The sequence below is a fragment of the Phenylobacterium sp. genome (genome assembly GCF_035944335.1).
Lineage (GTDB): Bacteria > Pseudomonadota > Alphaproteobacteria > Caulobacterales > Caulobacteraceae > Phenylobacterium.
Map to the genome: position 1 here is coordinate 22,582 of NZ_DASZBG010000040.1, position 25,310 is coordinate 47,891.

Consider the following 25,310-nt stretch of genomic DNA (forward strand, 5'->3'; position numbering starts at 1 on the left):
CGAAAGTGGTTGCTATTACACTATCGTTTGTCCCCCGTTTCGGGGGGTTGTTTGTCTGTTTCCTCCGCAGGGCGCGGCGCGAAGGCGATCATCGCCGTCGCATCGGGCGTGAAGCCGCCGTCGCCCTTGATCGTGACGGTGATCGGGGTCAGCAGCGTCATCCGCAGCCGCGCGGCCTGGTCGGGGTCCAGCTCCAGCTTGTAGGTCCCGGCGGTCAGGTTCTCGAAGCTGGCCGACCCGTCGAATTCGCTGCGCGCCTCCGCCGTCCGGCCGTCGGTAGAGACCAGCCGCACCTGCACGGCCGACACCCCGACCTTCGTGCCGTCCGGGCGCGCCAGCAGGATCCGCACCAGCAACTCGCTGGTGGGCTGCATCGGGTATTCCACGTTGATCGTATTGCCGGCCCTGGGGCGGATCTGCACGATCGCGGGCGGCGCCTTCATGCTGCCGAGGTCGGCGGCGTCGGTGTCGACGGCCAGCCGGGCGGTGGCGCTGGCCACGATGCCGGTCAGGAAAGCCTGGCCGGAGGCGTCGGTGGTCCCGCGCGTCGTCCCACCCTCGACGATGATCCCCGGCACCCCGGGTTCGCCCGGATCCCAATGGCCGTTGCCGTTCTTGTCGATGAAGGCGTGGAACAGCACCGATCCACCCGTGCCCGGGCCCGGGCGGGTGATCTCATAGCGCTTCTTCTGGGGATTGTAGGCGGCCCCGACGTTCAGCTGCGCCCCCAGCTGCACGCCGTGGGTGGCGTTGTTGTAGTCGGCCAGCAGCGAGAGGTCGCCGGCGTTGGTGCGCATGACCGCCGAGGCGGTCAGGTTGAAGTCCTGCAGCTTGTCGAGGGTTTCGCCCACGCCGAAGCGGAAGCTCAGTTTCGAACTGACGTCGTGGTCCGCGGTGATGGCCAGCGACCGCGGCTTGAAGGTCGGCAGGATGTCGTAGTCCAAGGTGCCGCGCAGCTGCCATGAGAAGTTGCGGAAGGTCGATCCGGCGAAGAACCCGCTCAGCGTCTGGGGGGTCGATCCGGTCCCCCCATAGGTGGTGGCGTATTCCAAGCCGGTGGAGAACAGGATCGGCCCGGTGGTGGCCGAGCCGCGGACGGAGCTGGTGAGCGTCGCCGATCCGTCGCCGTAGGCCGTCCTCACCGTGCGGAAGGACAGCGGGATCACCAGGCCCCGCAGGCCGGCGTTGCCGTCCAGGCTGAATTCCGTTCGGCTGCGCAGCGGCCGCGTGAAGTCAGCGCCGGGACCGTTTTCGTCCTGGAAGCCGCCCTGCAGCTCGACCTGGCGCAGGGTCGCCGAGGCGCCGAACACCTGGCCGGCGATGCCCAGCGACGCGGCGCTCCCCCCGTGATCGTCGCCGGCGACGTCGAGCTGGGTGAGGAAGCCATAGACCGAGGTGCGCAGGCCGGCGGCATATTCGATCCGCGATCTCGTGGTGGTCTCCGGGACCATGGCCAGGCCGCCGGTGAGCGTGATCAGGCTGGTGAGCCCGTAGTAGGCGTTGCCCACCGCCCGCACGCCGCCGTGGGCCGGGCTGACGAACGCCGTCGCCTGCGGATCCTTCAGGTTGAGGACCGAGACCTCCTGCTGCTCCGCGCCGAACTCGAACTGCCACTCGCCGCGCTCCAGCTGGCCGCCGCCCACATTGACGATGCGCGTATCTTCGCTGCGCTCCCCGTGCGGGCCGTAGGTGACGATCCGGATCACGTTGACGCCGCGCGACAGGGCGACGTTCAGGAACTCGTAGCGGCCCTTGGTGGGCGTGTTCTGGCCGCTCTGCAGGATGTCGTTGATGTAGAGCTCGACGTCGTAGCCCAAGGGCAGTTCGCCGCGCAGGTCGATGCGGTTGAAGATGTTGGTCTGGTCGAGCGGAATCGTCGACAGCGAGACGCCCCGCCCGGCGATGCTGCGGGGGCCGAGCGTCCAGCCGGGGGTATAGACATCGCCCGCGCTGACCACCCGGGCGTGCAGCGGACCCAGCAGCGTCCCGTCCGGCGACCGCCGCTCGAAGAGGAAGCGCGAGACCGTGGGCACGCCCGACTCGTTGGAGCCCACATAGGCCTGGAAGTCGGTGAACAGCACGTCGGCGCCGGCGCGGATGTCGTAGCGGAACGGCACATGCGGCTTCTGGTCCGTGCGCACGCCCAGCTGCAGCGCCAGGTCGAAGGCTGGCAGGCTCACCAGATGGTATGGCGCCGGGAGCTTGAGGATCTCGTCGGCGGCCTTGGACCCGCGCAGGCCCTGCATCTGCTCGCGCGCCACCCGCTGCAGGCGCGACTGCACCGGGATCAGCGCCTCGGGCTTGATGGTGATCGCCAGGTCCTCGGCCTGGACCTTCAGCTTCAGGGGCAGGAGCCGCTCCACGGCCGAGGCCCGCAGATAGATCTCGGTCGGGGTCACGGCGACGTCGGCGGCCGAAACGGTGAGGGACTTGGCGCCGACCCGGGCCGTGCCCGTGGCAAGGTCCACGATCAGCGAAGTGCGGGCCTCGCCCAGCCGCCCGACGATCCTCCGCTCGGCCGGCAGGACTTCGAGATCGTATTCGAGTAGGCGGCCCAGCTCGCCCATGGGCAGCAGCGGATCGTCCGGCGCGCCGTAGGCCGCGAGGCCGTCGGTGAGCGTCACGCCGTCGATCTGCATCGAAAACAGCAGCAGGCCGTCCGGCTCGATCTTCGCGGTGGGCTGGATCGGCGCGGCCGCCGGAGCGGCGCAGGGATTGGCCTCGACGAGGCAGGTGGAGGCGGCGGCCTTGGGAGGCGGGCGCGCGGCCGCTTCGGCCGCGGCCGCTGGCTTAACGACAGTGAGGGCTATTAAGGCGCAGGCTATCCAAGCGAGGCGCCTACAAATCCAACTTTGCAAGCAGCTTGCCCGGAGACGTGTCGTCGTCTGTGAAGGTGATCTCCAGCTTTTCGCCGCTGCTCGGAACCCTGGTCAGCGGGAGACGCAGAGTGCGTTGTGGCACCTCGGGGTAGACGCCGACCCCCCGGGCAAGACCGATGGGGTCTCCAGACCTCTGGCTAAGCGACTTGATCTGGACATTGCCGAACAGCGAGCTGGGGCCCAACCGCGCCAGCTCGAAGACCATCACGGCCGTACGTTTCGGCGGCGAGGTTCCGTCGGGCGAGATCTGCGCGAATTCGATGTGGGCGTTCTGGATCGCGGCGCGCACATCGGCGTCGCTGAACCGCACGATCGCCGGAATGCTGATCCCGAAGACCGAGGTGATCTGGAACGACAGCGAGGCCGGCCCGCCTTGCGCCGCCTGCTCGGCGCTCAGCCCGACGCTGGGCGGCGGGATGGTGGTGACGGTCAGGTGGCTGCGGTACTCGCCGGTCGCATCCTGGGGCACGCTGGCGATTCGCAGGCGGATGGTCTGTCCCTGGCCGGGGGCCAGGGTGGCCCGTCGCGGCGAGATCAGCAGGATGTCCTTCGCCGACCTCAACGCGGCCGTGAGGGGCTTCTGGGCCGGGGTGGCCTCGGCGACCGAGACGATCTGGCCGTCCGTCGTCATCACTCGGTCCACCAGTGCGATGTCGAACGTCGCTGGCGCCGTGCCCTGGTTGTAGATGTACACCGTGGCCGAGCGGCGGCCCTTGTCGAGCGTGATTCGCTTCGGCGTGAGGTTGAGGTTCGCGCCCACGGTGGTGGCCGTTGGGGCCGGCGCCGGGGCTGCGGGTTGTGCGCGCGATGAAATCCCGCTGAAGGCGATCAGCAGGGCAAGCGCCGTGGTCTGGGCGAGGCGCATTAGTTGTATTGGACTACGACGACCAGGAGGCCTTCGTACGGCCCGGGCACGGCTTGGTCGTTCGACGCCAGGGTGACTGTGCCGCCGACGTTCACGCTCATCGTGTCGGCGTTCATCACGCTGCCGCCCAGAACCACGCCGTTGCCGGCGAGCCCGTATTGCGAATTGGTGTTGGTCTTGACAGTCAAGGTCTCGGTCCCCCCGCTGCGCATGACCTGAAACGTCGCCGGGACGGCCATCGATACAGCTTCGCCAGACTGGCCGTAAATGGTTAACGTGGCATTGCTGGCGACGGAGGAACCCACGCTCGTCGCGGCGCTGCTCGAGGACCCCAGGGACACCGGTGTGCCCGCGGAGATCGAGGTGGCGGGGACGATGGCGGTCGTCGCGACGGTGGGCAGGCTGAGCGGGGTGAGCACGCTGATGCCGGCCGGCGCCGAATCGATGGTCACGCCAACCGGTGCGGTCGCCGACGAGCCCACGGCGGCCAGCGCCTTGGCGCAACCGGAAAACGCGGCCACAGCGGCCGCCGCGATGACGATGGCTCGTTTCATGCCCTCACACTCAAGACAGGGGCGGGTTACGCAAGGCTGAACGCCGGTTGGCGTTCAGCCCCGCGTCTTAGCTTACTCGTAGGTGACGCTGACCGTTACGGTGCCGTTGTAGGTGGCGGCCGCCGTGCCCGCGGGAACCGCGAGCGTGTAGACGAAGGGAACGGTCACGCCGGCGACGGTCAGGTTGGTCGCGCCGGTGCCGAAGCCGCCCGTCACCGACAGGCGATTCGAGCCACCGATGACCAGGCTGGGCGTCACGGTCATGTCGTAGGCCTGGCCGGCTTGGCCCTTCACGGTGAAGACGGGCGTGCTGACCGCGGTGCCGGCGACCGCCGTGGCGTTCGTCGGGCTCGACAGCGAGGTGTCGCCCGTGTGCAGGACCAGGCTGGCGTCATTGGCCGAACCGTCGAGCACGACGCGCCCGAAGTTCAGCGAGCCGGTCGCGCTGATGTTGATCGGCGAGATCACGGTCGCCGCGGCGGTGACCGAGGCCGTCGACGTGTTCTGGGCCAGGGCCGAGGAGGCCATGGCCGTGGCGGCCATGGCGGCCACGCCGGCGAGGAGAAGCTTGCGAGAAGTTTTCATGTTTGCCCCCAGGGCTGCTGGTTGGGTTGAAAGGACGAAGGGTTTGACTTGGGCTGTGCGGATGCGCGCCCGACTACTCGTAGGTGACGCTGACGGTGACGGTGCCAGTGTAGGTGGCGGCCGCCGTACCAGACGGCACGGCGAGCGTATAGACCAAGGGCACGGTCGCCCCGGCGAGAGTGAGGTTGGTCGCGCCGACCCCGTAGCCGCCCGTGACCGTCAGGCGGTTCGACCCGCCGATGATCAGGCTGGGCGTCACGACCATGTCGTAGAGCTGACCGGGTTGGCCCTTCACGGTGAAGGTCGGCGTGGTGACGGCGGTGCCGGCGACCGCGGTGGCGTTCGTCGGGCTGGCCAGGCTGGTGTCGCCGGTGTGCAGGACCAGGCTGGCGGCGTTCGCAGAACCGTCGAGCACGACGCGGCCGTAGTTCAGGCTGCCGGTCGCGGCGATGTTGATCGGCGTGACGACGGTCACCGCGGCCGTGGCCGAGGCGGAAGACGTCGCCTGCGCCAGGGCCGAGGAGGCCACGGCGGCGGCCGCAATCGCGGTCGCGCCGGCGAGGAGAAGCTTGCGAGAAGTGTTCATTTTAGCCCCCAGGGCCCATTGTTGTTGTTGCTCGAAGGAATTCGCTTTGGTCTTTGCGGACACTTTTGATCTTGGCCGAAAGTCTCAAACTAGTGCAGGTTGCACTTACGAAACTTCTGGTTGCACTGGTCCACTTCTAACCCGTGATTAGATGCGCCGTTTAGAACTCCGTTATCCAACTGTCAAGTTAGTAAGAAGTTAGCAACTATAGTTCGGGCGGCGCGTGTGTAAGGTCAAAGTGCTCGTGCAGCGCGTTTAGTCAGACCAGGTTGTTCTCAAGACGTTACTGTTGGGACCGGTGATGCATGTCCCGTGCCAGCTTGTCGCCGCCTTTCGATCAAGGCGTCGGTTTCATCCGAGCACGTTGTTGGCGGTGACGGTTAGCATAGCGAAGCTGAGCCATAATGGTTCCAACGGGCACGAATAGTTGCGCCGCTGTCTCAATCCGGCACGGGATATCGAAATTCCGGTACGCCGAGCGGATTTTGGGGCCGCGACATTCCGTCTCCCGCATATCGCCGCTACCCGATCTGGGGAGTAAGCCCCGGCTGCACGAGGATTTTCACGTGCGCCTCGGGATCGCCGAGGTCGGTGAAGGCCTGGGCGACGCCCTCCAGGCCGACCGCGCCGGTCACCAGGCCGGAAACGTCGATCACCCCCTCGGCGATGTGTCGCAGGGTCCCGGCGAATTCCTCGGGCGTGTAGCCGAACACGAAGGTCAGTTCGACTTCCTTGGTGATGGCGATCGAGGGTTCGATGCGGTCGGTCTCCATGCAGACGCCGGCCACCACGATCTGCGCGCCGGCCGGCGCGCTCTCTATAAGAGTCTGCAGCACGCCCGGGGCGCCGACGCATTCGAACACCACCGGCCGGCCGAAGGTCTTGCCCATCATCCGCATCATCGACTGTGCGGCCCGCTGTTTCGGCACGCCCAGCGCCTCCCAGCGGTCGTGTGGCGACTCCTTGGCCGGATCGACGACGATGTCGGCGCCCAGCCGCTCCGCCGCCGCCCGCCGGCGCGGCGAGAAGTCGGCGGCGATCACCGGCCCGTGGCCCGCCGCCTTCAGCGAGGCGATCACCGCCAGCCCGACCGGTCCGCAGCCGACCACCAGCGCGACGGAGTTCGCGTCCAGCCGCGCCTTGGCCACCGCATGGGCCCCCACCGCGAAGGGCTCGGTCAGCGCGGCCTGGTCGGTCGGCAGGCCGTTGGGGACCTCCAGCAAGAGCGCCTCGCTCAGCACCATCCGCTCGGCGAACCCGCCCGGCAGCCGGTTCGAGAAGCCCAGCGCCTCCACGCCGCCGGCCGGCGTCAGGGTCACCGGAATGCTGACCACCCGCGCGCCGGCCTTGAGCGCCCGCGTCGTCCCCGGCCCGAACTCCAGCACCTCGGCGCAGAACTCGTGGCCGAACACCGTGTCCGCGCTCGGGTCGAAGCCGTTGTCCCCGCCGCCGCCGCGCCGGCCGAGCTCGATCATGTGCTCCATGTGAGTGAGCGCGTGCAGGTCCGAGCCGCAGATCCCGCAAGCCAGGGTCTTCACCAGCACCTGGCCCTGCGCGGGCGTGAGCTCACCGATCTCGTCGCAGACCAGCTGTTTGTTCCGCCGCACCACCGCGCGCATGACCGTCTCTCCGCCGCCAGGACCAGCTTCTTGCCGACCCCAATCATATCCCCTAACCCTCGCCGCTCGGATTTGCGAACCACGGAGCCGCTCATGAGCCTCGCCTTCATCTTCCCCGGGCAGGGCAGCCAGGCCGTGGGCATGGGCGCCGATCTCGCCGAAGCCTTCGCGAGCGCGCGCGAGGTCTTTCAGGAAGTGGACGAGGCCCTGGGCCAGAACCTGTCGCGGCTGATGCGCGACGGGCCCGAGGACCAGCTCACCCTCACCGAGAACGCCCAGCCGGCCCTGATGGCCGTCAGCCTGGCGGTCATGCGCACGCTTGAGCGCGAGTTCGCCATCGGCGTCGACAAGGCCGCCTTCGTGGCCGGCCACAGCCTGGGCGAATACTCCGCCCTGGCCGCCGCCGGGGCCATCAGCCTCGCCGACACCGCCCGGCTCCTGAAGCTGCGCGGCCAGGCCATGCAGCGCGCCGTGCCGGTGGGGGCCGGCGCCATGGCCTCGCTGATCGGGCCCAAGACCGACGTGGCGCTGGCCGAGGAGGCCGCCGCCGTGGGCGCCAAGATCGGCGTTTGCGTGGTGGCCAATGACAACAACGCCGGCAATGTCGTCATCTCCGGCGAGAAGGCCGCGGTCGATGCGGCCATCGAGGCGGCCAAGGCGCTGGGCGCGCGCGCCATCCCGCTCAACGTCTCGGCCCCCTTCCACTGCCCCCTGATGCAGCCCGCCGCCGACGAGATGGCCCGGGCGCTGGCCGAGGCGACCATCGTCTCGCCGCGCGCCCCGCTGGTGGCCAACGTCACGGCCCGGCCCACCCACGATCCGGAGGTCATCCGCCGGCTGCTGGTCGAGCAAGTCACCGGCCGAGTCCGCTGGCGCGAGAGCATGCTGTGGCTGGCCGGCGAGGGCGGCGTCACCCGCTTCGCCGAGGCCGGGGCCGGCAAGGTGCTCTCCGGCATGGCCAAGCGCATCGCCCCCGACGCTGAGGCCACCCCGCTCAACGCGCCGGCCGACCTCGAAGCCTTCGCCAAGTCCGTCTAGAGGAGCGCCCATGTTCGACCTCACCGGCAAGACCGCGCTCGTCACCGGCGCCACCGGCGGCCTCGGCTCGGCCATCGCCCGGGCCTTCCACGCCCAGGGGGCCAATGTCGTGCTCTCCGGCACCCGCGAGAACGTGCTCGAGCACCTGGCCCTCGAGCTCGGCGAGCGGACCTATGCGGTGGCGGCCAACCTCGCCGATCCCGCGGCGGTCGACGCCCTGGTGGACGCCGCCGAGACCGCCGCCGGCCAGCCGCTCGACATCCTGGTGGCCAATGCCGGCATCACCAAGGACGGCCTCTTGATGCGCATGAAGGACGAGGACTGGGAGAGCGTCATCAAGGTCAATCTGGAGAGCTACTTCCGCCTCTCGCGCGCCGCCACCAAGGGCATGATGCGCCGGCGCTACGGCCGGATCATCGCCATCACCTCCGTGGTCGGCGTCATGGGCAATCCCGGTCAGGCCAACTACGCCGCCTCCAAGGCCGGCATGATCGGCTTCTCCAAGAGCCTGGCCCAGGAGGTCGCCACCCGCGGCATCACCGTCAACTGCGTGGCCCCCGGATTCATCGAGAGCCCGATGACCGAGGCCCTGACCGAACAGCAGAAGACCCAGATCCTCGCCACCATCCCGTCGGGCCGGCTGGGGCAGGGCGCAGACGTCGCGGCGGCCTGCGTCTTCCTCGCCAGCCAGGAGGCCGGCTACGTCACCGGCCAGACCCTGCACGTGAACGGCGGGATGGCGATGATCTAGCGGGCCTATCATCTGAGGCTCGCCTGCCTTTGAGGAACATGCTACGCGCCCCCCGACTTGGTTTTCGCCCCGATCCGGACGGTTGACTTACGGCCCCGGCTCGTCGATGCAGAGCCTGAACTTTTAGAGGGACCTAACTGATGTCCGACGTCCTAGAGCGCGTCCGCAAGATTGTTATCGAACACCTGGACGCCGATCCGGAGAAGGTCACCGAGAAGGCCTCCTTCATCGATGACCTGGGCGCCGACAGCCTCGACAACGTCGAGCTGGTGATGGCGTTCGAGGAGGAGTTCGACATCGAGATCCCGGACGACGCGGCCGAGCACATCCAGACCGTGGGTGACGCCGTGAAGTTCATCCAGGAGCGCCTCGGCTCCTAAAGGGCTGATTCGGCTGTAGAATTCAGGCCGCCGCGTCGCTCGGAGAAATCCCAGCCGCGGCGGTCTTCGTTTGAGGAGCGCCATGCGTCGAGTTGTCGTGACGGGTATCGGTCTCCTGACGCCCCTGGGCCTGGGGACCGAGCACAGCTGGGCGCAGATCCTGGCCGGCAAGTCCGGCGCGGGGCGCATCACGCGCTTCGATCCGGCGGGTTTCGGCTGCGAGGTCGCCTGCGAGGTGCCCCGCGTCGACGGCCAGGGCGGCGGGACCGCCGATGACCCCGCGGCCTTCGACCCCGACAAGGTGCTGGCGCCGAAGGACCAGCGCCGCGTCGACGACTTCATCCTCTACGCCATCGCCGCCGCCGACGAGGCGGTCCGTGACGCCGGATGGATGCCCGAGGACGAGGAAAGCCGCGAACGCACCGGGGTGATGATCGGCTCCGGCATCGGCGGCCTCGCCACCATCGAGAAGACCTCCATCGAGCTGCACGAGAAGGGCCCCCGCCGGGTCAGCCCCTTCTTCATCCCCTCGGCCCTGATCAACCTGGCCAGCGGCCAGGTCTCCATCCGCTATGGCTTCAAGGGCCCCAACCACGCGGTGGTCACCGCCTGCGCCACCGGCGCCCACGCCATCGGCGACGCGGCGCGCCTGATCAAGTATGGCGACGCCGACGTGATGATCGCCGGCGGGGCGGAGGCGGCCATCTGCCCGGTGGGCGTCGCCGGCTTCGTCGCCTGCCGCGCCATGGTCACCTCGTTCAACGCCACGCCCGAAAAGGCCAGCCGCCCCTACGACAGGGACCGCGACGGCTTCGTCATGGGCGAGGGGGCCGGCATCCTGGTGCTGGAAGAGTACGAACACGCCAAGGCCCGCGGCGCGAAGATCTACGCCGAGGTGGCGGGCTATGGCCTCTCCGGCGACGCCTATCACATCACCGCCCCGGTCGAGGATGGCGACGGCGGCTTCCGGGCCATGAAGGCGGCCCTCAAGGACGCCGGCCTCACGCCCGACCAGATCGACTACGTCAACGCTCACGGCACCTCGACCATGGCCGACGGCATCGAGCTGGGCGCCGTGGAGCGCCTGCTGGGCAACGCCGCCGGCAAGACCGCCATGAGCTCCACCAAGTCGATGACCGGCCACCTGCTGGGCGCGGCCGGGGCCATCGAGAGCGCGTTTTCGATCCTGGCCATCCGCGACCAGATCGCGCCGCCGACCATCAACCTCGACAACCCCGACGTGGAGACGGTGATCGACCTGGTGCCGCACAAGGCCAAGCCCATGAAGATCGAGATCGCCATGTCCAATTCCTTCGGCTTCGGCGGCACCAACGCCTCGGTCATCTTCAAGCAGGTGTCGTGAGCCGGCCGCGCCGACGGCCCGGATCCACGGGCTATGCGCTGTCCCGGCGCGGCACGTTCAGCGGGATCGTCTTCGTCGGCCTGATCCTGGTCGCCGCCCTGTTCGCCTTCCTCTACGCCGGCCCCGGCCCGGGCGCCGCCCAGGGGACGTCGACCACCGTGATCCTGCCCCGCGGCGCGGGCGTCACCGGCATCGGCCATGCGCTCAAGCGGGCCGGGGTCATCCGCTCGGAGGGCCTGTTCGACGTCATGGCCAAGCTCACCGGCGGCTCCAGCCTCAAGGCCGGCGAGTACGCTATTCGGTCGGGCGAGAGCATGGCCGCCGTCATCGACGACCTGAAGGCCGGTCGCGTGGTCCGCCACTTCGTCACCGTGCCCGAGGGCTGGACCAGCCAGATGGCCGCCGACGCGGTCAACGCCTCGCCCGTCCTCACCGGCTTCGCCGCCACGCCGCCGGAGGGCGCCATCCTGCCCGAGACCTACGAGGTCCGCCGCGGCGACAACCGCGCCGCCGTCATGGACCGCATGAAGGCCGCCGCCGATACGCTGCTGGACAGGCTGTGGGCCGCGCGCAAGCCCGGCCTGCCGCTCGCCAGTCCCGCCGAAGCCGTGACTCTGGCCTCCATCGTCGAGAAGGAGACCGCGCTTCCGGCCGAGCGCCCGCGCATCGCCGCGGTGTTCGAGAACCGCCTCAAGGCCGGCATCCGCCTGGAGAGCGATCCCACCGTCATCTATGGCGTCTCCAAGGGCGCCCCCCTCGGCCGCGGCCTCACCGCCAGCGAGCTCGCCGCCGCCACCCCCTACAACACCTACAAGATCGCGGGCCTGCCCCCGACGCCCATCGCCAACCCCGGCAAGGCGTCGCTGGAAGCCGTGCTCAACCCGCCCGACACCAAGGAGCTCTATTTCGTCGCCAACGGGACCGGCGGCCATACCTTCGCCAGCGCCTTCGCCGACCACCAGAAGAACGTCGCCAAATGGCGCGAGATCGAACGCCGACACGCCGCCGCGGCGGGGGCTGGTTCCAAATGAGCGATCAAGCGCCCTTCCTTCTCCCCTTGCGGGAGAAGGTGGTCCGCGAATGCGGGCCGGAAGAGGGGTCTCTCAGACCTCGCCAAGCGGCGGTTGGGCTTTCGCGCACATCGGGGAACGCGACGCCTCTTCCGTCAGCTTCGCTGACACCCTGTCCCGCAAGGGGAGAAGGGGCGCCGATAGTCAGCCTGGCAGGCGCCGCATGACCATCTCCGGCATGACCGGCTTCGGCCGTTCCGAAGGCGCGCTGGCCGGCTGGTCCTGGGCGGTGGAGGCCCGCTCCGTCAACGGCCGCAACCTCGAGGTCCGCTTCCGCGGTCCCCCCGGCTTCGACGCCCTGGAGCGCGCCGCCCGCGAACAGGCGCAGGCCCGTTTCCAGCGCGGCCAGCTTACCGTCGGCGTCCAGGCCAAGCGCTCCGAGGGCTCCGCCGCCGTCCGTCTCAACCTCGAACAGCTCGACCGCTACCTCGCCGCCGGCGCCCCCTACCTCAAGTCCGGCCAGGCCGGCCCGCCCAGCCTCGACGGGCTCCTCGCCCTCAAGGGCGTCATCGAGACCGAGGACGCGGTGGAAGACCCTGAAGCCCGCGCCGAGCTGGAGACGGCCATGACCGCCTCGCTGGCCGCCGCCATGGACAGCCTCGCCAAGGCCCGCCGGGAGGAGGGGACCGCGCTGCTGGCCATCCTCGCAGGTTTCCTCGACCGGATCGCCGAGCTGGTCGCCCAGGCCGAGACCCAGGCCGGCGAACAGCCCGCCGCCATCAAGGAGCGCTTCGCTCGCAGAATGGCCGAGCTGATCGGCGAGCACGCGCCGGAGGAGCGCATCGTCCAGGAGGCCGCGGCCATGGCCACCAAGGCCGATGTGCGCGAGGAGCTCGACCGCCTGGCCGGCCACGTTAGTGGAGCCCGCGAGCTCTTGAAGGGGCAAGCCGCCGTCGGCCGCCGCCTCGACTTCCTGACCCAGGAATTCATGCGCGAGGCCAACACCTTGTGCTCCAAGTCCGCGTCGGCCGCCTTGACCTCGACCGGCCTCGACCTCAAAGCCGTGATCGATCAGTTCCGCGAGCAGGTGCAGAATGTCGAGTGAACCGGCCCACACGGACGACTTCGCCAAGCCCTGGGAGACCCAGCGCCGCGGCCTGCTGCTGCTGGTCTCCAGCCCGTCGGGCGCCGGCAAGACATCGCTCTCCCGCCGCCTCGTGGCCGACCACGCCGACCTGATCCTCTCCATCTCCGCCACCACCCGCGCCCCCCGGCCAGGCGAGGAGGAGGGGCGCGAGTACTTCTTCAAGACCGAGGAAGAGTTCGAACGCATGGTCCAGGCCGGCGAACTGCTGGAATGGGCCGAGGTGCACCGCGCCCGCTACGGCACCCCCAAGGCGCCGGTGATGGCCGCCCTCGACGCGGGCAAGGACGTGCTCTTCGACATCGACTGGCAAGGCGCCCAGTCGGTCGCCGCCCACGCCCCCGCCGACAGCGTCCGAGTCTTCGTCCTGCCGCCCTCCTGGTCGGACCTGTCGCGCCGCCTGCACGCCCGGGCCCAGGACTCCGAAGAAATCATCAACTTCCGCCTCGACCGCGGCCGCGAAGAGATCGCCCACTGGCCCGAGTACGACTACGTCATCGTCAACAAGAACTTCGACCGCGCCTACGCCGACCTCGGCCACATCTACCGGGCGGAACGCATGAAGCCGGGGCGCAACCCCTGGTTGCCGGAGTTTGTGACGGGGCTGGCCGAGGAGCGGACTTAGGTCGGCTAGCGGATGCCCATCCACACCATCCACGGCGACTGCCACCACGTCGGCTGGGACAACGCGCTGCCGCCGGCGCTCACCGTCGCGCCCGGCGCCACCATTGAATTCGAATGCCTCGACGCCTCCGGCGGGCAGCTCACCGCCAAGAGCACCGTCGCCGACGTCACCGCCCTCGACTTTTCCCGCATCAACCCCACCACCGGCCCGGTCTATATCGACGGCGCGGAGCCGGGTGACGCGGTCAAGATCACCATCGGGTCCTTCGCCCCCTCCGGCTTCGGCTGGACGGCCAATATCCCGGGCTTCGGCCTGTTGGCGGACCAGTTCCCCGACCCCGCGCTGCATCTTTGGACCTACGACAAGGTCGCCATGACCCCGGCGGCCTATTCCCCGGTCGGGCGCGTGCCGCTGAAGCCCTTCGCCGGCACCATCGGCCTGGCGCTCGCCGAGCCGGGCGTCCATTCGGTGGTGCCGCCCCGCCGGGTCGGCGGCAACCTCGACATCCGCGACCTCTCCGCCGGGACCACGCTGTACCTGCCGGTCGAGGTGGCCGGCGCATTGTTCTCCGTCGGCGACACCCACGCAGCTCAAGGCGACGGCGAGATCTGCGGCACGGCCATCGAGAGCCCCATGTCGGTGAGCCTCACCCTCGACCTGGTCAAGGACGCCCGCCTGGAGAGCCCGCGCTACACCACGCCGGGCCCGGTCACCCGCCACCTGGACGCCAAGGGCTACGAGGTCAGCACCGGCGTCGGCCCCGACCTCATGACCGCCGCCCGCGAGGCCGTCGCCCGCATGGTCGACCTGCTCGCCCAGCGCACCGGCATGGCGCCGGTCGAGGCCTACATGCTGTGCTCGGTCTGCGGCGACCTGAGGATCAGCGAGATCGTCGACCAACCCAACTGGGTGGTCGGCTTCTACTTCCCGCGCCTGGTGCTGGACGAGGCTTGAGATCGCGGCGCCGGCTTCCTAGGTTCGCGCGTCGGTTTGCAACCCCGCCCACAGTTGAGCTTTATCCACCCATGAAGAAAGCCTCCGAGTACCGCTTACACGCCAAGGAATGCCGCGATCTGGCCGCCCACATGGATTCCGAGGAGCAGCGCGCTCTGATGCTGGGCATGGCCGACCACTGGGACAAGCTCGCCACCGACCGCGTCGCCCTGATCAGCCGCCACCCCGAACTCGCCCACGACGGCGAGCGCGACGAAGAGCGCAGCTGGTCGCCCCCCGAAGCCTGACCGGCGCCCGGACCCCCAATTGTCATCCCGGTTTTCGCGCAGCGAAAGACCGGGACCCCCAGCGCCAGATCGTCGTGATCTCGCAGGGTCGCACCGCCGCCGCCCCGCCTGCGCCATCCGGCGCAATGGGTCCCGGTCTTGGCTCCGCCAAACCGGGATGACACGGGAGTGGGCGACCTACCGCTCCTCCGACTAGCCCAACGGCTTGACCATGTGCACGGCCGTCCCGCCGTTCAGCGCCTCTTCCCGCTCCACCCCATAGCCCAGCGACGCGTAGAGCCTGAGGTTCTCCGCGAACAAGGCGTTGGTGTAGAGCCGCATCGCCGGCAAACCGGCCTCGACCGCCAGCGCCTCGGCGAGCTTCAGCAGCCGCACGCCGAACCCGCGCCCCTGGGCGTCCGGGCGCACGGCGACATTGACGATGAGCAGCGCCGCGTCCTGTGGCGTCGTCTCAATCAACGCCGCCAGGCTGCCCTCCGCCTCCAGAAGGTCGAACCGATGCCGCCGCACCGCCTCGGCATAGTCCACCGTCATCGGCAGGGGCTCGCGCCCGATCAGGGGGACCCATTTGGCATAGGCCGCCCGCGTCAGCGCCGCGATCGCCGCGGCGTCGCCCAGGCCGGCCTGGCGGATCGTCCCGGCCACGCCCCGCGCTACCGCGGCGCCCAGACCACCACATCGTAGCGGCCCGGCGCGGCGTAGCTGACGTCGAGCCGCACGCCATGGCCGAGCTTGGCGGTCAGCCGCGTCATGCGCCTGCGCCCCGCGACCTCGGCGGGCTCGGCGCCCGTGGTCGCCTGCGGGTCGGCGGCCATGGTCTCCAGGCACATGGATTTCAGCCGCCAGGGCAGGGCGTCGGCGGTGTCGCCGTCCGCCGCTTCGCAGAAGGCTTGCGTCGCCGCCGAGCTCGCATCGGCCCGGCAGGCTCGCGTCTGGCCGGCGAGCATCGAGACCCGCTGCGGCGCGCCGCTCGCCCGGGCGGCGTCGGCCAGGCCGTACAGGGCGTCACAAAGCGCCGGCCGCTGCAGAGCCTGGGCGGCGGAGGCCCAGACGGAAAGGGGCAGGGCGGAGAGGGCGAGGGCGAGGCCGATGCGAACCATGGCCGACTATAGCGCCGCCTGCGCCCTGGGCCAGGGCGCCGTCGGCTTAAGGCTCGGTCCGCCTGGGCAGGCTGAACATCGCCCGGTCGGCGGGGCGGAAGTCGAGGCTCTCCACCTCGCGGGCGAGCGCGAAGGCGGCGGGCCCGCCGTCCGGCTCGGGGGTGATACGGAAGGCCACGCGCACCTCGCCCACCTTGCGGTAGTCGGAGAGCTGCAGGGCCACGGGCCTGGCCGCCGTGCGGTCGACCATGCGGGTCAGAAGGTGGCTGCGCCGGTCGAACCACAGCTCGCGCGCCGTCCCGCCCCACGGCTTGACGTTGACCACCTCGAAGCTGCGGCCTTGCCAGCTCTTCACGCCCAGGAAGTCGCCCCGCGCATCGAAGCGGCCCGGATAGAAGTAGCCGTGCCCGTCGAAGAAGGCCCGGGTCCGCGCCTCGGAGGCCACGCGGGTCACGTCGATGCCCGTGACCTCCCCGGCGGGCGTGATCCGCCAGTCGCCGGGCCCGTTGAAGCCGCGCACGTCGAGGCCCGCGGGTTCGTGGGTCTCCACACGCATCCCGTAGCGCAGGGGGTCGAACCAGGCCTCGTAGGCGAGCCCGCCCTGCCGGCCGCTCTCGTGCCAGCCGCGCAGCCGGTTCCAGGCCGCCCCGCCGGCCGCTTGCCGCGCACGGGCCAGCACCTTCTGGGCGGCGGGCGAATAGCCGATCGTCTCCGCCGCCTGGGCGGGCGGGGCCAGGCCGGCCAGGGCGAAGAGGGCCGCAAGGGCGGCTCGGCGAGAGATCATCGGGACGATGTCATGTGGGGCGCCAGGCAAGCCGGCAAGCTTGTTCGCAATGCGGCCTTCACGTCGGCCCGGCCGCGGCGAAGCGGGACTTTGCCGGATGTGCTTCCACAAAACACAACTAGTAGTCTCCACCGAGCGACGTTTCTCCCCGCCATACCCAAAAGACGATTGCAAATCTCAGATCAGCAACTAAGTCGGGAACCCAACTTTTGCGCCGTAGGTTGTTCGGCGGGTTGTTCAGGGTGGCTCGATGGCCGCGGCGGCGCGCAATATCTCCACGAACCGGCGCGCGCTGGTCGTCGACGACGAGCACCATATCTGCGAGCTCATCGCCGAAATGCTCGGCGAGATCGGCTTCGAGTTGGAGTGCGTGCGCTCCGACCAGGAGGCCTATCGCCGGCTCAGCCGGGCGGCCGACTTCGAACTGCTGCTGGTGGATGTGAACCTGGGCGCCGGCACCACCGGCTTCGACGTGGCCCGCTTCGCCCGCCAGATGGCGCCCGACCTGCCGATCCTCTACGTCAGCGGCCAGACCGGCCGCGATTCGTTCAAGGCCTTCGGGGTTCCCGGCGCCGGCTTCATCGCCAAGCCCTTCACGATGGACGAGCTGCATCAGGCCGTCCGCGAGGCGCTCGGCGAGGCCTAGCGCCAGCTCAGCGGCGCTTGCCGAGCTCGGCGGCGATGTCCTTGGTCAGCCGCCCGACCTTGCGGTGCGCCGCGGTGATCTGATCGCGGGTCACGCCCCAGCGCTTCATCCAGTACTCCACCGCCTTGCGCTCGGTGAGGTCCAGCCGCTCCTTGTCGATGAACCCGCGCTTGTCCTTCAGGCCGGCCATGGGCGCTCCTTGCCATCGGGCCTGCGTATCGTCGTTCGGTGACGCCGGCCTGCGCCGGGATTATGGTCGAGCCGTTCTTGCAGCGAAATGGGGGACTGCACGATGAAATCGATCCTGCTTGCGACTCTCGCGGCGTGCCTCGCCGTGGCCGGCGCCGCCCGCGCCCAGACCGACGCCGACAACCGCCAGCGCTGCGCCGGCGAGGACCCGGACCTCTCCATCGGCGCCTGCACCGCCCTGATCCAGACGGGCCATGAGGCGAATAACCAGCTGGCCGTGGAGTTCAACGATCGCGGCAACGCCCACTACAAGAAGCGCGAGTACGACCAGGCGCTGGCCGATTTCAACCAGGCCATCTCGCTCGATGCGACCTATGCGACGGCCCGCTACAATCGCGGGATCCTCTACAACGACCAGCAGCACGATCACCGCAAGGCCATCCAGGAGTATGACGAGGCGATCCGCCTGCGGCCCGGCTACATCGGGGCGCTGAACAACCGCGGCTCCGCCTATGACGACCTCGGCCAGTACGACCGCGCGATCGTCGACTACGGCGAGGTGCTGCGGCTCAATCCCGCCTACGGCATGGCCTACACCAACCGCGGCGTCGCCTATCGCCACCTGCATCAGTACGCCAAGGCGCTGCCGGACTACGACCAGGCCCTCAAGCTCGACGCCTCGAAGCCGAACCGCTGGACCAACCGGTGCTGGGTGAACCTGTTTCTGGGCAAGGCGCCGGAGGCGGCGGCCGACTGCGACCAGGCCATCAAGCTCAATCCCGCCTATGGCGACGCGCTCGAGGGCCGCGGCGTGGCCTATCTGAAGGCGCGCCAGCCGGACGAGGCCATCAGCCGGTTCGAGGCGGCGATCAAGGTCCAGGGCCCGACCGCCTCGCTGCTCTATGGCCGCGGCCTGGCCAAGGCCATGAAGGGCGACGCCCTCGGCGGCAAGGCCGACATCGCCGCCGCCAAGGCCAAGGACGCCGACGCGGCGGCGATCTACACGGAGGCTGGGCTGAAGGAGGCCGTGGGGGTCGCGCCGGTCCACAAGCCGAAGACGAAGTGACCCCGCAAAAGGACGCGGCGGCCGGAGCCGCCGCGTCCCGCATCATTCGTCCGGACTAGTAACCGTAGGGCCGGGCGTAGCCGTAGGATTGATAGCCGTACGGCTGGGGTTGGGCGTAGCCATAGGGCTGGGCGTAGCCGTAGTCGCCCTGGTTGCTGTTGGAGAGCGCGCTGCCCAGCACCATGCCGATCAGGCCGCTCGCCAGGGCCGCGGTGACCACGTCGCCGTTGTCGTCGCGGTAGTAGCCGTAGCCGGCCCGCGGCGCCGGCCAGTGGTAGGCGCGCCAGTCGTCGATCCGCTGGTCGCGCCGGACATAGGTCGAGCGGCCTTCGTTACCGCGGTACGATTGGGCGTAGCGCTCGCCGCCACGGTTGTTGTCATAGCCGCGGTATTGGCTCTGGCCGCCGTTCCAGCTGCGGGTCTGCGTCTGGCCCGAGCCGTTCCAGCGCTGGTGCTGGTCTTGGCCGCGGCCGGTATAGCCGCCGTTGTAGGGTTGCGCCGAGGCCGCGAAGCCGGTCAGCGCCATGGCCGCCGCGGCGGCTCCGAGAAGAAGGTGTTTCATCGATTGCTCCTGTCTTGATGTGGTTATGACAGGAGGCTCCTGAACGCGGTGGCCGGGGCGCGGTCAGCAGATGTTCATGCTGCGAAACCTTGTTGGGCCTGCGGCTAAGCTTGCCTCAGGATCCCGGCGGGCCGCGGCGCAGGTGGACGTCGACGCCGCTCGAGCGGTGCGACACGAACAGGCTGTTGCTCCAGCGGTTGAAGCCGATCAGGGCCTGGCCGTCGGCGCCCACGAAGCGCATGCCGTCGGCGGTCGGCTGCCAGGCGGCCGGCGCGCCGGGCAGGATGGCGCCGCAATCGGAGCCCGCTTTCACGGCATAGCCTGCGGCGACCTTCTGGGCGCCCAGGGTCAGCACGCAGGCCGGCCGCTCTCCGGCGTCGAGCGTCCAGGCCCCCGCCGCCTCGGCGGGCGTCAGCGGCACACCGGCCTCATGGTCCTCGGCCGCGGCGATCTGCGGCAGGGCGGTCAGGGCGGCGAAGGCCGCGGCGACGATCAGCTGTCTCATCCAGGTTCTCCTTCCCGCCCGGATCGAAAACGCCAGGCTTCGCCGCAAGGTTGCCGTCCCGAGGGTCGGGCGCGCCCCCGGCCGAGACGATCGCCCCTTTGGAGGCCTGCTTTCGGCGGTTACGCCGCATTGACGCCGCAGGCTTAGACTCTGCTCATTGCGGCGTTCGAGGGAGGTCAGCCATGCTACGCGGGATCGCCCGCATCTTCACCCATAGGTGGGCCGGCATCGGCTGGTGCCTGGTCGCCATGGCGTTCGCCGCGACCTTCGCCGTGAGCACCGTGCATTCGCGCCACAAGGAAGACTTCCTGCGCGGCCGGATCGCGGCCCTGGCGACGCACGACGCCTCGCAGCTCCAGGCCGAGCTGGTGAGTTGCCGCGCCACGGTGCGCACCTATTCGGCCGCCGCCTACGCCGCCGGTGCGCCCCGCGGCGGCGCCCGACCGGGCGAGACGACCCAGATCAAGGCCGTCCGCGGCGATCCGAACTCGGTGGCGGCGCAACTGGTCGGCACGCCGCCGGCCGGCTTCGATGTCTGCGCGCGGATGGAAAGCGCCGACCGCGCGGTGCTGAGCGCCCTGGACCACAGATGAACCGGCTGGTCTTGGTCCTGGCGCTGGCGGCAGCCGGGCTCGCCGGCTGCGCGACGCGTTCTCCGCTGGCGCCCGGCGCGCCCAGGCCCGCGCCCCAGGCGGCGACCGCGCCGGCCGTAGCGCCCCGGGTGATCCGCGCGCTGACGCCAAAGCCGATGAAATGCGTCCCCGAGGACCTCGGCCCGCCGCCGGCCTATCCCGACAGCGAAACCGCCCTTCGCGACGCAGGCGGCGCGGCCGATCGCTATCAGCTGCTGGCGGCCGGCCGCATCCTGCGGGAGCAACGGCTCCAGCGGCTTGAGGACGTTGTGAGGCGCTGCCGCAATGCGGCCCGCTAGTCCGTTGAATCGGCACGCCGTTATCCCGCGGAATTAGGGGAACGCGCGCTGGTCGACGCCAGTTATGCGTCCATGCCGAGATACTTCTTCAACACCGTGGACGGACGGCGTTATCCCGACGAAGACGGCACAGACCTCCCCGATCTCGAGGCGGTGCGCAGGAAGGCGACCCGGGTCATGGCCGAGTTGCTCAAGGAGCGCCCGAGCGAGCTCTGGGACACCGGCCATCTCGTCGTGGAGGTGGCGGACGAGGCTGGCGCCGTCGTGATGAGCGTGAACGTCTCCCTGAGCGGAAACCTCGCGGCCTAGATTTTCGCGTCGCGACGCGTTCCGACGGGATCAAGGCCGAGCTCCGCGCGTTCTGCCGCCCATGGAAAGTGGACAGGACAACCTCAGCCGCTTGGTCGCCGAGCTTCGGCGGGCTGTGATCGCAGCAGAGCTGCGCCGTGGCCAGCCGCCGCGCCGTCCGGTGCGCCGCGCCCGCGCCGCCTGATCGCGCGTCAAGCCGTCAGGATCGCCGCCCAGATGGCGAGGCTGGCGATCGCCGCGCCGAGCGCCAAGCCGCCGAGCACGCCGAGCAGGTACTGCAGCGGAGGAATCGGCCGCCAGGGCATGGCGCCAAGCTCGTCCAGCCGACAGGGCCTTCGCCACCGTGCGGCGGTTGCAGGGTCTAGCCTTTACATTTGCGGTGGCGCCGAGGGCGGCGTCAGGCCCCCGCGGGGAACGCGCGCCTCGGCGCCTGGTCGTCACATTTCGTCGGCCCAGCCTCAGGAAGGCTCCCGTCGCGGCCGCGGGCAGGCTAGAGAAGGCGGATGAGCGAGGCGGCGTGCGAGGTCTGGTTCTATCATCTGGAGCGCACCGGGCTCGACCAGGTTTTGCCCGAGTTGCTCGAGAAGACGCTGGCGCGTGGCTGGAAGGCGCTGGTGCGGACCCCGTCGCCCGATCGGATCGAGCATCTGGACGGCTGGCTCTGGAGCTATCGCGACGAGAGCTTCCTGCCGCACGCCCCGGCGGGCGAGCCCAACGCCGCCCGTCAACCGGTGCTGCTGACGACCGGATTCGAGAACCCCAACGGCGCCGACGCCCTGTTCCTGGTGGACGGCGCCGAGCCGGGCGAGCTGGCTGGATTTGCGCGCTGTCTGGTGTTGTTCGATGGCGCCGACGAGGCCCAGCTCGCCGAGGCCCGCGCGCTCTGGACACGCATCAAGGCCGACGGGCTGCCGGTTTCCTATTGGAAGCAGCAGGCGCGTGGCTGGGAGAAGCAGGCATGAGACGGTTCCTGATGCTGGGCGCGGTGCTGGCGGCGGCCGGCTGCGCCCCGACGCCGCTGGCGTTCCCGCGCGCGACGACGGCCGAGCCGCCGCAGGCCGCACGGCCACCGCCCGCCGCCTCGCCGATCCCGACGCCGAAGGACGCCTGCGGCGCGGCCGATCTGCAGCGCCTGGTCGGCCATGCCCGCACCGAGATCCCGGTACCGGTCGACCCGAACCGCCAGCGCGTCGCCTGCACCACCTGCCCGGTGACCCAGGACTACCGGCCCGAGCGGCTGAACTTCTTCTTCGACGCCCAGACCGGGCTGATCCGCGAGATCAAGTGCGGTTGAGCCCGGTCAAGCGGGGACCGCCAGGCCCATCTCCGATAGCAGCTTGAGCCAGGCCGCGCGGCCCTTCTCGCGGCTGAACAGGCGCTCGGCGGTCTTGCGCGCGGCGCGGCGCAGGGACGCCTGAGCTTCCGGCTCGCGGCAGGCGGCGATCAGTGCGTCGGACAGCGCTTCGGGATCGAAGAACGGCAGCAGCTTGCCGTTGACCCCGTCCTCGATCGCCTCGTGCAGCGGCGGCGTGTCGGAGGCGATGACGTAGCAGCCGAGCGCCATGGCCTCGGCCAGCGACCAGGAGAGCACGAACGGATAGGTGTAGTAGACGTGGGCCGTCGAGAGCCTGAGCGCCGCCAGCATCCGCGCATGCTCGGTCTTGCCGAGGAAGTGGAGGCGGTGCGGATCGACCTCGACGCCCTCGAAGCAGACGTCGCGCCAGGTGAGGCCCTCGGGCGACGAGCCGGAGTAGCCGTGGTTGCCGGGATTGCCGATGACGATCGCCTGGGCCTCTGGAACCTCGTCCATCAGGCGGGGCAGGGCGCGGGCGAAGATGTGCAGGCCCCGCAGCGGCTCCATGTTGTTGTTGACGTGGGTGATCACCGGCGTGCCCGGCGCGAGGATGCGGCCGTCGTCCAGGACGAACGGCTGGGCGGGGGCCGGGCGGATCGTCTCGAGATCGACGCCTTCGTGGATGATGCGGATCAGCGGCTGGAAGACCGCCGGCAAGGTGGAGGCCTGGAACCGCGTCGGACAGACCAGGGCGTCGGCCTGGGTCAGGGCCAGGGCCGCGACGGTGTTCTTCGCCGTCCCTAGCAGGATACCTTCGGGGCCAGGCTGCTTGAACTCGGTGTCGAAGCCGATGTCGAGGCCGCGGCCAGCGTAGAAGAACTCCGGATAGAGGATCTGGCGGGCCTGCGGCCAGACCTCCTTCAGGAGCACGGTCTCGCCCCAGCCGGTGTGGCCGATGATGACGTCCGGATCGAACCCCTGCGACTTCGCCCGCTGCGCCGCCTTCAGCGCCATGGATCCGCGGATGAAGTCGGCCTCGGCCCGCACGGCCAGCGGAAAGATCCCGAAGGTCGAGCCGCGCGGCAGACCGTACTTGATGGACGGCACGCCGGGCACGTCTTCCACGGCATGCGCCTGGCTGATCGACACGCAGCGGACGCCGCGAGCCACCAGCACCTCCGCCAGGTCGCGGAACTGGGCCGGGAAGTTGTTGTGAACGAAGAGGACGCCGCCCATGCCCGCGCCTTATGGCCCGCCCGCGCGGCCGCTGTCACCTGGTGCGGATGAGAGGACTCGAACCTCCACGCCTTGCGGCGCTGGAACCTAAATCCAGTGCGTCTACCAGTTCCGCCACATCCGCATCGGACCCTGCTGTCGCGGGGGTCGCGCCTGCCGTCAAGTGCGCAAGCGGCGCAGCGGGGGGTTTGGGCTTGGACCCGACCCGGGGGCGTGACATAAGGCGCGCTCGCGCCGCCGACCTGCCGGAGGCGTTCGTCCTTTCACATCCAGAGGGGCGCCGCGCGGCCCAGCCGCGATGCCTCGGAACGTCAAGAATGTCTATGGAAGTTATTGAAAAGTCAGCCGATGGCCTCAGCCGCGTGTGGGGGGTGACGGTGCCCGCCCAGGAGCTCGCGGACAAGCTCGAAGCGCGCATCGCGGAGATCACACCCACCCTGCGCATCAAGGGCTTCCGCCCGGGCAAGGTGCCGACTGCCCATGTGCGCCGGCTCTATGGCAAGGGCCTGATGAGCGAGGTGCTGGAGCAGACCCTCTCGGAAACCACCCAAAAGGTGCTCGACGAAAACAAGGTGCGGCCGGCCAGCGAGCCCGACCTGAAGCCGGAGGGCGACCTGTCGCAGGTCATCGAGGGCAAGGCCGACCTGGCCTACGAGATCGCCGTCGATGTGATGCCGGAGTTCGAGCCGGTGGACCTGGCCAAGCTCTCGCTCACGCGCCCGGTCTATGAGCCGACCGCCAAGGAGGTCGACGAGGCGCTGGACGAACTCGCCACCCAGAACCGCACCTACGAGACCAAGACCGGCAAGGCCGTGAAGGCCAAGGACGGCGACATGGTCGTCATCGACTTCGTCGGCCGGATCGGCGGGGAGCCCTTCGAAGGCGGCAGCGCCAACGACGTGGAACTGGTGCTGGGGTCTGGCCAGTTCATCCCGGGCTTCGAAGGCCAGCTGGTCGGAGCCAAGCCCGACAGCGACCTTACGGTCAAGGTGACCTTCCCCGACGACTATCAGGTGGATACCCTCAAGGGCAAAGCGGCCGAGTTCGAGACCAAGGTGAAGGAGGTCAAGGCGCCGGTGGACGCCAAGGCCGACGACGCGCTCGCCGAGCGGCTGGGCGTGGAAAGCCTGGAGAAGCTCAGGGAGCTCTTGAAGACCAATCTCGAGCAGCAGTACGCCGGGGCGACCCGCTTCAAGCTGAAGCGCGCGCTCCTGGACCAGCTCGACGAGAAGCACGATTTCCCGCTGCCGCCGAAGATGGTCGACGCCGAATTCGCCGCCATCTGGAGCCAGGTGGAGCAGGACAAGGCCAACGGCAGCCTGCCCGACGACGACGCCGAGAAGACCGACGACCAGCTACGCACCGAGTACCGCAAGATCGCCGAGCGCCGCGTGCGTCTGGGCCTGGTCCTGGCCGAGATCGGCCGGGCCAACAACGTCCAGGTGTCCGACCAGGAGCTGGCCGGCGCCATGCGCCAGGAGGCCATGCGCTATGGCCAACAGGCCCAGCAGATCTTCGACCTCCTGCGTCAGAACCCCAACGCCCAGGCCCAGATCCGCGCGCCGCTGTTCGAGGACAAGGTCGTCGACCTGATCGTCGAAAAGGCCAAGGTGAAGGACAAGAAGGTCTCCAAGGACGACCTCCTGAAGGAAGAGGACCTGCCGGCAGGCTACGGCGGCTGAGGCCGTCGCGGCCCTTGGCCGCCGATCCCGGACGGAAATGACAAGGCCCGGAGCCGCGCTCCGGGCCTTTTTCACGCCACCGGCCGATTCTTGGTCACGCGGGCGCGCGGCTTGGCTGTGGCCGGATGACGCGTGTCCGCAGGTCGCACCACGTCGCGCTTGCTGTCTCATTTCCAACGTTCTTCGTCGAAGAACACCTTTGATTGCGATGGTTTAGAACAATTGGGCGATGTTGCAGAATATGTCCCAAAATAGGCAATTGTTTCTGAACGACATTCACATACGAACTGAAGCGTTGCTGTAGTCCAGGTGTGCGACACCTTGTCGGTCCGCGCATCTGATCTTGGCCAATAGGTTCCCCGCGGC

General features: G+C 69.4%; 30 protein-coding genes and 1 tRNA gene. 17 read left to right on the forward strand and 14 right to left on the reverse strand.

What is annotated here, in order from left to right; translation table 11 throughout:
- Nucleotides 1-20 precede the first annotated feature (20 nt).
- The 6 genes from VGT80_RS07095 to VGT80_RS07120 form a co-directional block, all read right to left on the reverse strand.
- On the reverse strand, nt 21-2,639 hold the full coding sequence (locus VGT80_RS07095; protein WP_327454237.1) for a hypothetical protein: 2,619 nt from the start codon (nt 2,637-2,639) through the stop codon (nt 21-23).
- A gap of 199 nt (nt 2,640-2,838) precedes the next feature.
- Nucleotides 2,839-3,744 carry a hypothetical protein gene (locus VGT80_RS07100; RefSeq protein WP_327454239.1) on the reverse strand — a complete coding sequence of 302 codons (906 nt, stop codon included), beginning with the start codon at nt 3,742-3,744 and terminating at the stop codon, nt 2,839-2,841.
- Nucleotides 3,744-4,298 carry a DUF4402 domain-containing protein gene (locus tag VGT80_RS07105; RefSeq protein WP_327454241.1) on the reverse strand — a complete coding sequence of 185 codons (555 nt, stop codon included), beginning with the start codon at nt 4,296-4,298 and terminating at the stop codon, nt 3,744-3,746. Before VGT80_RS07105 ends, VGT80_RS07100 begins: the two co-directional genes overlap by 1 nt.
- A 72-nt stretch (nt 4,299-4,370) precedes the next feature.
- A complete protein-coding gene (locus tag VGT80_RS07110) occupies nt 4,371-4,883 on the reverse strand; it encodes a DUF4402 domain-containing protein (RefSeq protein ID WP_327454242.1) in 513 nt (170 codons plus the stop codon).
- A gap of 73 nt (nt 4,884-4,956) precedes the next feature.
- Nucleotides 4,957-5,469, reverse strand: a complete 513-nt coding sequence (locus VGT80_RS07115) for a DUF4402 domain-containing protein (RefSeq protein WP_327454243.1) — start codon at nt 5,467-5,469, stop codon at nt 4,957-4,959.
- A 521-nt stretch (nt 5,470-5,990) separates the two neighbouring features.
- On the reverse strand, nt 5,991-7,088 hold the full coding sequence (locus tag VGT80_RS07120; RefSeq protein ID WP_327454244.1) for a zinc-binding dehydrogenase: 1,098 nt from the start codon (nt 7,086-7,088) through the stop codon (nt 5,991-5,993).
- 93 nt (nt 7,089-7,181) lie between these two features.
- Here VGT80_RS07120 and fabD point away from each other — a divergent pair, with 93 nt between their 5' ends.
- The 9 genes from fabD to VGT80_RS07165 all read left to right on the forward strand — a co-directional run bounded on the left by fabD (nt 7,182) and on the right by VGT80_RS07165 (nt 14,640).
- Nucleotides 7,182-8,126: an ACP S-malonyltransferase gene (fabD, locus tag VGT80_RS07125; RefSeq protein WP_327454246.1), complete on the forward strand. Its 945-nt coding sequence runs from the start codon at nt 7,182-7,184 to the stop codon at nt 8,124-8,126.
- A 10-nt stretch (nt 8,127-8,136) separates the two neighbouring features.
- Nucleotides 8,137-8,877 (forward strand): 3-oxoacyl-[acyl-carrier-protein] reductase, encoded by a 741-nt coding sequence (gene fabG / locus VGT80_RS07130; protein ID WP_327454248.1) that lies wholly within the window; start codon nt 8,137-8,139, stop codon nt 8,875-8,877.
- 140 nt (nt 8,878-9,017) lie between these two features.
- The gene (locus tag VGT80_RS07135; RefSeq protein ID WP_111528945.1) at nt 9,018-9,257 is read left to right on the forward strand and encodes an acyl carrier protein; all 240 of its coding nucleotides are present in this window, start codon (nt 9,018-9,020) and stop codon (nt 9,255-9,257) included.
- An 82-nt stretch (nt 9,258-9,339) separates the two neighbouring features.
- Nucleotides 9,340-10,620 (forward strand): beta-ketoacyl-ACP synthase II, encoded by a 1,281-nt coding sequence (gene fabF, locus VGT80_RS07140; RefSeq protein WP_327454254.1) that lies wholly within the window; start codon nt 9,340-9,342, stop codon nt 10,618-10,620.
- Nucleotides 10,617-11,651 (forward strand): endolytic transglycosylase MltG, encoded by a 1,035-nt coding sequence (gene mltG / locus VGT80_RS07145; RefSeq protein ID WP_327454256.1) that lies wholly within the window; start codon nt 10,617-10,619, stop codon nt 11,649-11,651. Before fabF ends, mltG begins: the two co-directional genes overlap by 4 nt.
- 202 nt (nt 11,652-11,853) lie before the next feature.
- Nucleotides 11,854-12,735, forward strand: coding sequence for a YicC/YloC family endoribonuclease (locus tag VGT80_RS07150; protein ID WP_327454258.1), 882 nt, complete (start codon nt 11,854-11,856; stop codon nt 12,733-12,735).
- Nucleotides 12,725-13,399 (forward strand): guanylate kinase, encoded by a 675-nt coding sequence (gmk, locus tag VGT80_RS07155; RefSeq protein WP_327454260.1) that lies wholly within the window; start codon nt 12,725-12,727, stop codon nt 13,397-13,399. Before VGT80_RS07150 ends, gmk begins: the two co-directional genes overlap by 11 nt.
- A 12-nt stretch (nt 13,400-13,411) precedes the next feature.
- Nucleotides 13,412-14,353 carry an acetamidase/formamidase family protein gene (locus VGT80_RS07160; protein ID WP_327454262.1) on the forward strand — a complete coding sequence of 314 codons (942 nt, stop codon included), beginning with the start codon at nt 13,412-13,414 and terminating at the stop codon, nt 14,351-14,353.
- A 71-nt stretch (nt 14,354-14,424) separates the two neighbouring features.
- Nucleotides 14,425-14,640 carry a hypothetical protein gene (locus VGT80_RS07165; protein ID WP_327454264.1) on the forward strand — a complete coding sequence of 72 codons (216 nt, stop codon included), beginning with the start codon at nt 14,425-14,427 and terminating at the stop codon, nt 14,638-14,640.
- Nucleotides 14,641-14,832: 192 nt separating this feature from the next.
- Here the strand turns inward: VGT80_RS07165 and VGT80_RS07170 are convergent, their stop codons facing one another.
- Genes VGT80_RS07170 through VGT80_RS07180 form a run of 3 tightly spaced genes read right to left on the reverse strand, consistent with a single transcriptional unit; the run spans nt 14,833 to nt 16,524 of the window.
- The gene (locus VGT80_RS07170; protein WP_327454266.1) at nt 14,833-15,285 is read right to left on the reverse strand and encodes a GNAT family N-acetyltransferase; all 453 of its coding nucleotides are present in this window, start codon (nt 15,283-15,285) and stop codon (nt 14,833-14,835) included.
- 8 nt (nt 15,286-15,293) lie between these two features.
- On the reverse strand, nt 15,294-15,740 hold the full coding sequence (locus VGT80_RS07175; RefSeq protein WP_327454268.1) for a hypothetical protein: 447 nt from the start codon (nt 15,738-15,740) through the stop codon (nt 15,294-15,296).
- Nucleotides 15,741-15,786: 46 nt separating this feature from the next.
- Nucleotides 15,787-16,524: a hypothetical protein gene (locus VGT80_RS07180; protein WP_327454270.1), complete on the reverse strand. Its 738-nt coding sequence runs from the start codon at nt 16,522-16,524 to the stop codon at nt 15,787-15,789.
- Nucleotides 16,525-16,774: 250 nt separating this feature from the next.
- On the opposite strand from VGT80_RS07180, the gene VGT80_RS07185 reads away from it, so the two are divergent.
- On the forward strand, nt 16,775-17,170 hold the full coding sequence (locus tag VGT80_RS07185) for a response regulator (RefSeq protein ID WP_327454272.1): 396 nt from the start codon (nt 16,775-16,777) through the stop codon (nt 17,168-17,170).
- Nucleotides 17,171-17,177: 7 nt separating this feature from the next.
- Here the strand turns inward: VGT80_RS07185 and VGT80_RS07190 are convergent, their stop codons facing one another.
- On the reverse strand, nt 17,178-17,360 hold the full coding sequence (locus VGT80_RS07190) for a DUF3606 domain-containing protein (protein WP_327454274.1): 183 nt from the start codon (nt 17,358-17,360) through the stop codon (nt 17,178-17,180).
- A 102-nt stretch (nt 17,361-17,462) separates the two neighbouring features.
- Between VGT80_RS07190 and VGT80_RS07195 the strand changes: the two genes are divergently transcribed.
- Nucleotides 17,463-18,425: a tetratricopeptide repeat protein gene (locus VGT80_RS07195; protein ID WP_327454276.1), complete on the forward strand. Its 963-nt coding sequence runs from the start codon at nt 17,463-17,465 to the stop codon at nt 18,423-18,425.
- A gap of 55 nt (nt 18,426-18,480) precedes the next feature.
- Here the strand turns inward: VGT80_RS07195 and VGT80_RS07200 are convergent, their stop codons facing one another.
- Nucleotides 18,481-18,987: an RcnB family protein gene (locus tag VGT80_RS07200; protein WP_327454278.1), complete on the reverse strand. Its 507-nt coding sequence runs from the start codon at nt 18,985-18,987 to the stop codon at nt 18,481-18,483.
- A gap of 115 nt (nt 18,988-19,102) precedes the next feature.
- On the reverse strand, nt 19,103-19,492 hold the full coding sequence (locus VGT80_RS07205) for an AprI/Inh family metalloprotease inhibitor (RefSeq protein WP_327454280.1): 390 nt from the start codon (nt 19,490-19,492) through the stop codon (nt 19,103-19,105).
- 182 nt (nt 19,493-19,674) lie between these two features.
- On the opposite strand from VGT80_RS07205, the gene VGT80_RS07210 reads away from it, so the two are divergent.
- From VGT80_RS07210 to VGT80_RS07230, 5 genes are all read left to right on the forward strand, one after another.
- Complete coding sequence (locus VGT80_RS07210; RefSeq protein ID WP_327454282.1) at nt 19,675-20,085, forward strand: hypothetical protein; 411 nt, start codon at nt 19,675-19,677, stop codon at nt 20,083-20,085.
- Entirely contained in the window at nt 20,082-20,423 is a 342-nt protein-coding gene (locus tag VGT80_RS07215; protein ID WP_327454284.1) for a hypothetical protein, read from the forward strand. The genes VGT80_RS07210 and VGT80_RS07215 overlap by 4 nt, the downstream gene beginning before the upstream one ends.
- Before the next feature lie 72 nt (nt 20,424-20,495).
- On the forward strand, nt 20,496-20,732 hold the full coding sequence (locus VGT80_RS07220; RefSeq protein WP_327454286.1) for a DUF6894 family protein: 237 nt from the start codon (nt 20,496-20,498) through the stop codon (nt 20,730-20,732).
- A gap of 503 nt (nt 20,733-21,235) precedes the next feature.
- Nucleotides 21,236-21,694: a DNA polymerase III subunit chi gene (locus VGT80_RS07225; RefSeq protein ID WP_327454288.1), complete on the forward strand. Its 459-nt coding sequence runs from the start codon at nt 21,236-21,238 to the stop codon at nt 21,692-21,694.
- A complete protein-coding gene (locus tag VGT80_RS07230; RefSeq protein ID WP_327454289.1) occupies nt 21,691-22,026 on the forward strand; it encodes a peptidase inhibitor I78 in 336 nt (111 codons plus the stop codon). The genes VGT80_RS07225 and VGT80_RS07230 overlap by 4 nt, the downstream gene beginning before the upstream one ends.
- A gap of 6 nt (nt 22,027-22,032) precedes the next feature.
- Here the strand turns inward: VGT80_RS07230 and VGT80_RS07235 are convergent, their stop codons facing one another.
- Together VGT80_RS07235 and VGT80_RS07240 are read right to left on the reverse strand one after the other, a co-directional pair.
- Nucleotides 22,033-23,262: a glycosyltransferase gene (locus VGT80_RS07235; protein ID WP_327454291.1), complete on the reverse strand. Its 1,230-nt coding sequence runs from the start codon at nt 23,260-23,262 to the stop codon at nt 22,033-22,035.
- Between the two features lie 39 nt (nt 23,263-23,301).
- A tRNA-Leu gene (locus tag VGT80_RS07240) sits at nt 23,302-23,386 on the reverse strand.
- Nucleotides 23,387-23,585: 199 nt separating this feature from the next.
- Here VGT80_RS07240 and tig point away from each other — a divergent pair.
- Nucleotides 23,586-24,944 carry a trigger factor gene (gene tig, locus VGT80_RS07245; RefSeq protein WP_327454293.1) on the forward strand — a complete coding sequence of 453 codons (1,359 nt, stop codon included), beginning with the start codon at nt 23,586-23,588 and terminating at the stop codon, nt 24,942-24,944.
- Nucleotides 24,945-25,310: the final 366 nt, after the last annotated feature.

Bases quoted from the DNA above. Each gene is read 5' to 3' on its own strand.
- VGT80_RS07220 (WP_327454286.1), top strand. From the start codon at position 20,496: ATGCCGAGATACTTCTTCAACACCGTGGACGGACGGCGTTATCCCGAC.
- VGT80_RS07150 (WP_327454258.1), top strand. From the start codon at position 11,854: ATGACCATCTCCGGCATGACCGGCTTCGGCCGTTCCGAAGGCGCGCTG.
- VGT80_RS07190 (WP_327454274.1), bottom strand. From the start codon at position 17,360: ATGGCCGGCCTGAAGGACAAGCGCGGGTTCATCGACAAGGAGCGGCTG.
- VGT80_RS07135 (WP_111528945.1), top strand. From the start codon at position 9,018: ATGTCCGACGTCCTAGAGCGCGTCCGCAAGATTGTTATCGAACACCTG.
- VGT80_RS07095 (WP_327454237.1), bottom strand. From the start codon at position 2,639: ATGCAGATCGACGGCGTGACGCTCACCGACGGCCTCGCGGCCTACGGC.
- VGT80_RS07215 (WP_327454284.1), top strand. From the start codon at position 20,082: ATGAACCGGCTGGTCTTGGTCCTGGCGCTGGCGGCAGCCGGGCTCGCC.
- VGT80_RS07210 (WP_327454282.1), top strand. From the start codon at position 19,675: ATGCTACGCGGGATCGCCCGCATCTTCACCCATAGGTGGGCCGGCATC.
- fabD (WP_327454246.1), top strand. From the start codon at position 7,182: ATGAGCCTCGCCTTCATCTTCCCCGGGCAGGGCAGCCAGGCCGTGGGC.
- VGT80_RS07160 (WP_327454262.1), top strand. From the start codon at position 13,412: ATGCCCATCCACACCATCCACGGCGACTGCCACCACGTCGGCTGGGAC.
- VGT80_RS07100 (WP_327454239.1), bottom strand. From the start codon at position 3,744: ATGCGCCTCGCCCAGACCACGGCGCTTGCCCTGCTGATCGCCTTCAGC.
- tig (WP_327454293.1), top strand. From the start codon at position 23,586: ATGGAAGTTATTGAAAAGTCAGCCGATGGCCTCAGCCGCGTGTGGGGG.
- VGT80_RS07105 (WP_327454241.1), bottom strand. From the start codon at position 4,298: ATGAAACGAGCCATCGTCATCGCGGCGGCCGCTGTGGCCGCGTTTTCC.
- VGT80_RS07205 (WP_327454280.1), bottom strand. From the start codon at position 19,492: ATGAGACAGCTGATCGTCGCCGCGGCCTTCGCCGCCCTGACCGCCCTG.
- VGT80_RS07185 (WP_327454272.1), top strand. From the start codon at position 16,775: ATGGCCGCGGCGGCGCGCAATATCTCCACGAACCGGCGCGCGCTGGTC.
- VGT80_RS07225 (WP_327454288.1), top strand. From the start codon at position 21,236: ATGAGCGAGGCGGCGTGCGAGGTCTGGTTCTATCATCTGGAGCGCACC.
- VGT80_RS07195 (WP_327454276.1), top strand. From the start codon at position 17,463: ATGAAATCGATCCTGCTTGCGACTCTCGCGGCGTGCCTCGCCGTGGCC.
- VGT80_RS07230 (WP_327454289.1), top strand. From the start codon at position 21,691: ATGAGACGGTTCCTGATGCTGGGCGCGGTGCTGGCGGCGGCCGGCTGC.
- VGT80_RS07165 (WP_327454264.1), top strand. From the start codon at position 14,425: ATGAAGAAAGCCTCCGAGTACCGCTTACACGCCAAGGAATGCCGCGAT.
- VGT80_RS07180 (WP_327454270.1), bottom strand. From the start codon at position 16,524: ATGATCTCTCGCCGAGCCGCCCTTGCGGCCCTCTTCGCCCTGGCCGGC.
- VGT80_RS07175 (WP_327454268.1), bottom strand. From the start codon at position 15,740: ATGGTTCGCATCGGCCTCGCCCTCGCCCTCTCCGCCCTGCCCCTTTCC.
- VGT80_RS07200 (WP_327454278.1), bottom strand. From the start codon at position 18,987: ATGAAACACCTTCTTCTCGGAGCCGCCGCGGCGGCCATGGCGCTGACC.
- VGT80_RS07120 (WP_327454244.1), bottom strand. From the start codon at position 7,088: ATGCGCGCGGTGGTGCGGCGGAACAAACAGCTGGTCTGCGACGAGATC.
- VGT80_RS07115 (WP_327454243.1), bottom strand. From the start codon at position 5,469: ATGAACACTTCTCGCAAGCTTCTCCTCGCCGGCGCGACCGCGATTGCG.
- fabG (WP_327454248.1), top strand. From the start codon at position 8,137: ATGTTCGACCTCACCGGCAAGACCGCGCTCGTCACCGGCGCCACCGGC.
- fabF (WP_327454254.1), top strand. From the start codon at position 9,340: ATGCGTCGAGTTGTCGTGACGGGTATCGGTCTCCTGACGCCCCTGGGC.
- VGT80_RS07110 (WP_327454242.1), bottom strand. From the start codon at position 4,883: ATGAAAACTTCTCGCAAGCTTCTCCTCGCCGGCGTGGCCGCCATGGCC.
- VGT80_RS07235 (WP_327454291.1), bottom strand. From the start codon at position 23,262: ATGGGCGGCGTCCTCTTCGTTCACAACAACTTCCCGGCCCAGTTCCGC.
- gmk (WP_327454260.1), top strand. From the start codon at position 12,725: ATGTCGAGTGAACCGGCCCACACGGACGACTTCGCCAAGCCCTGGGAG.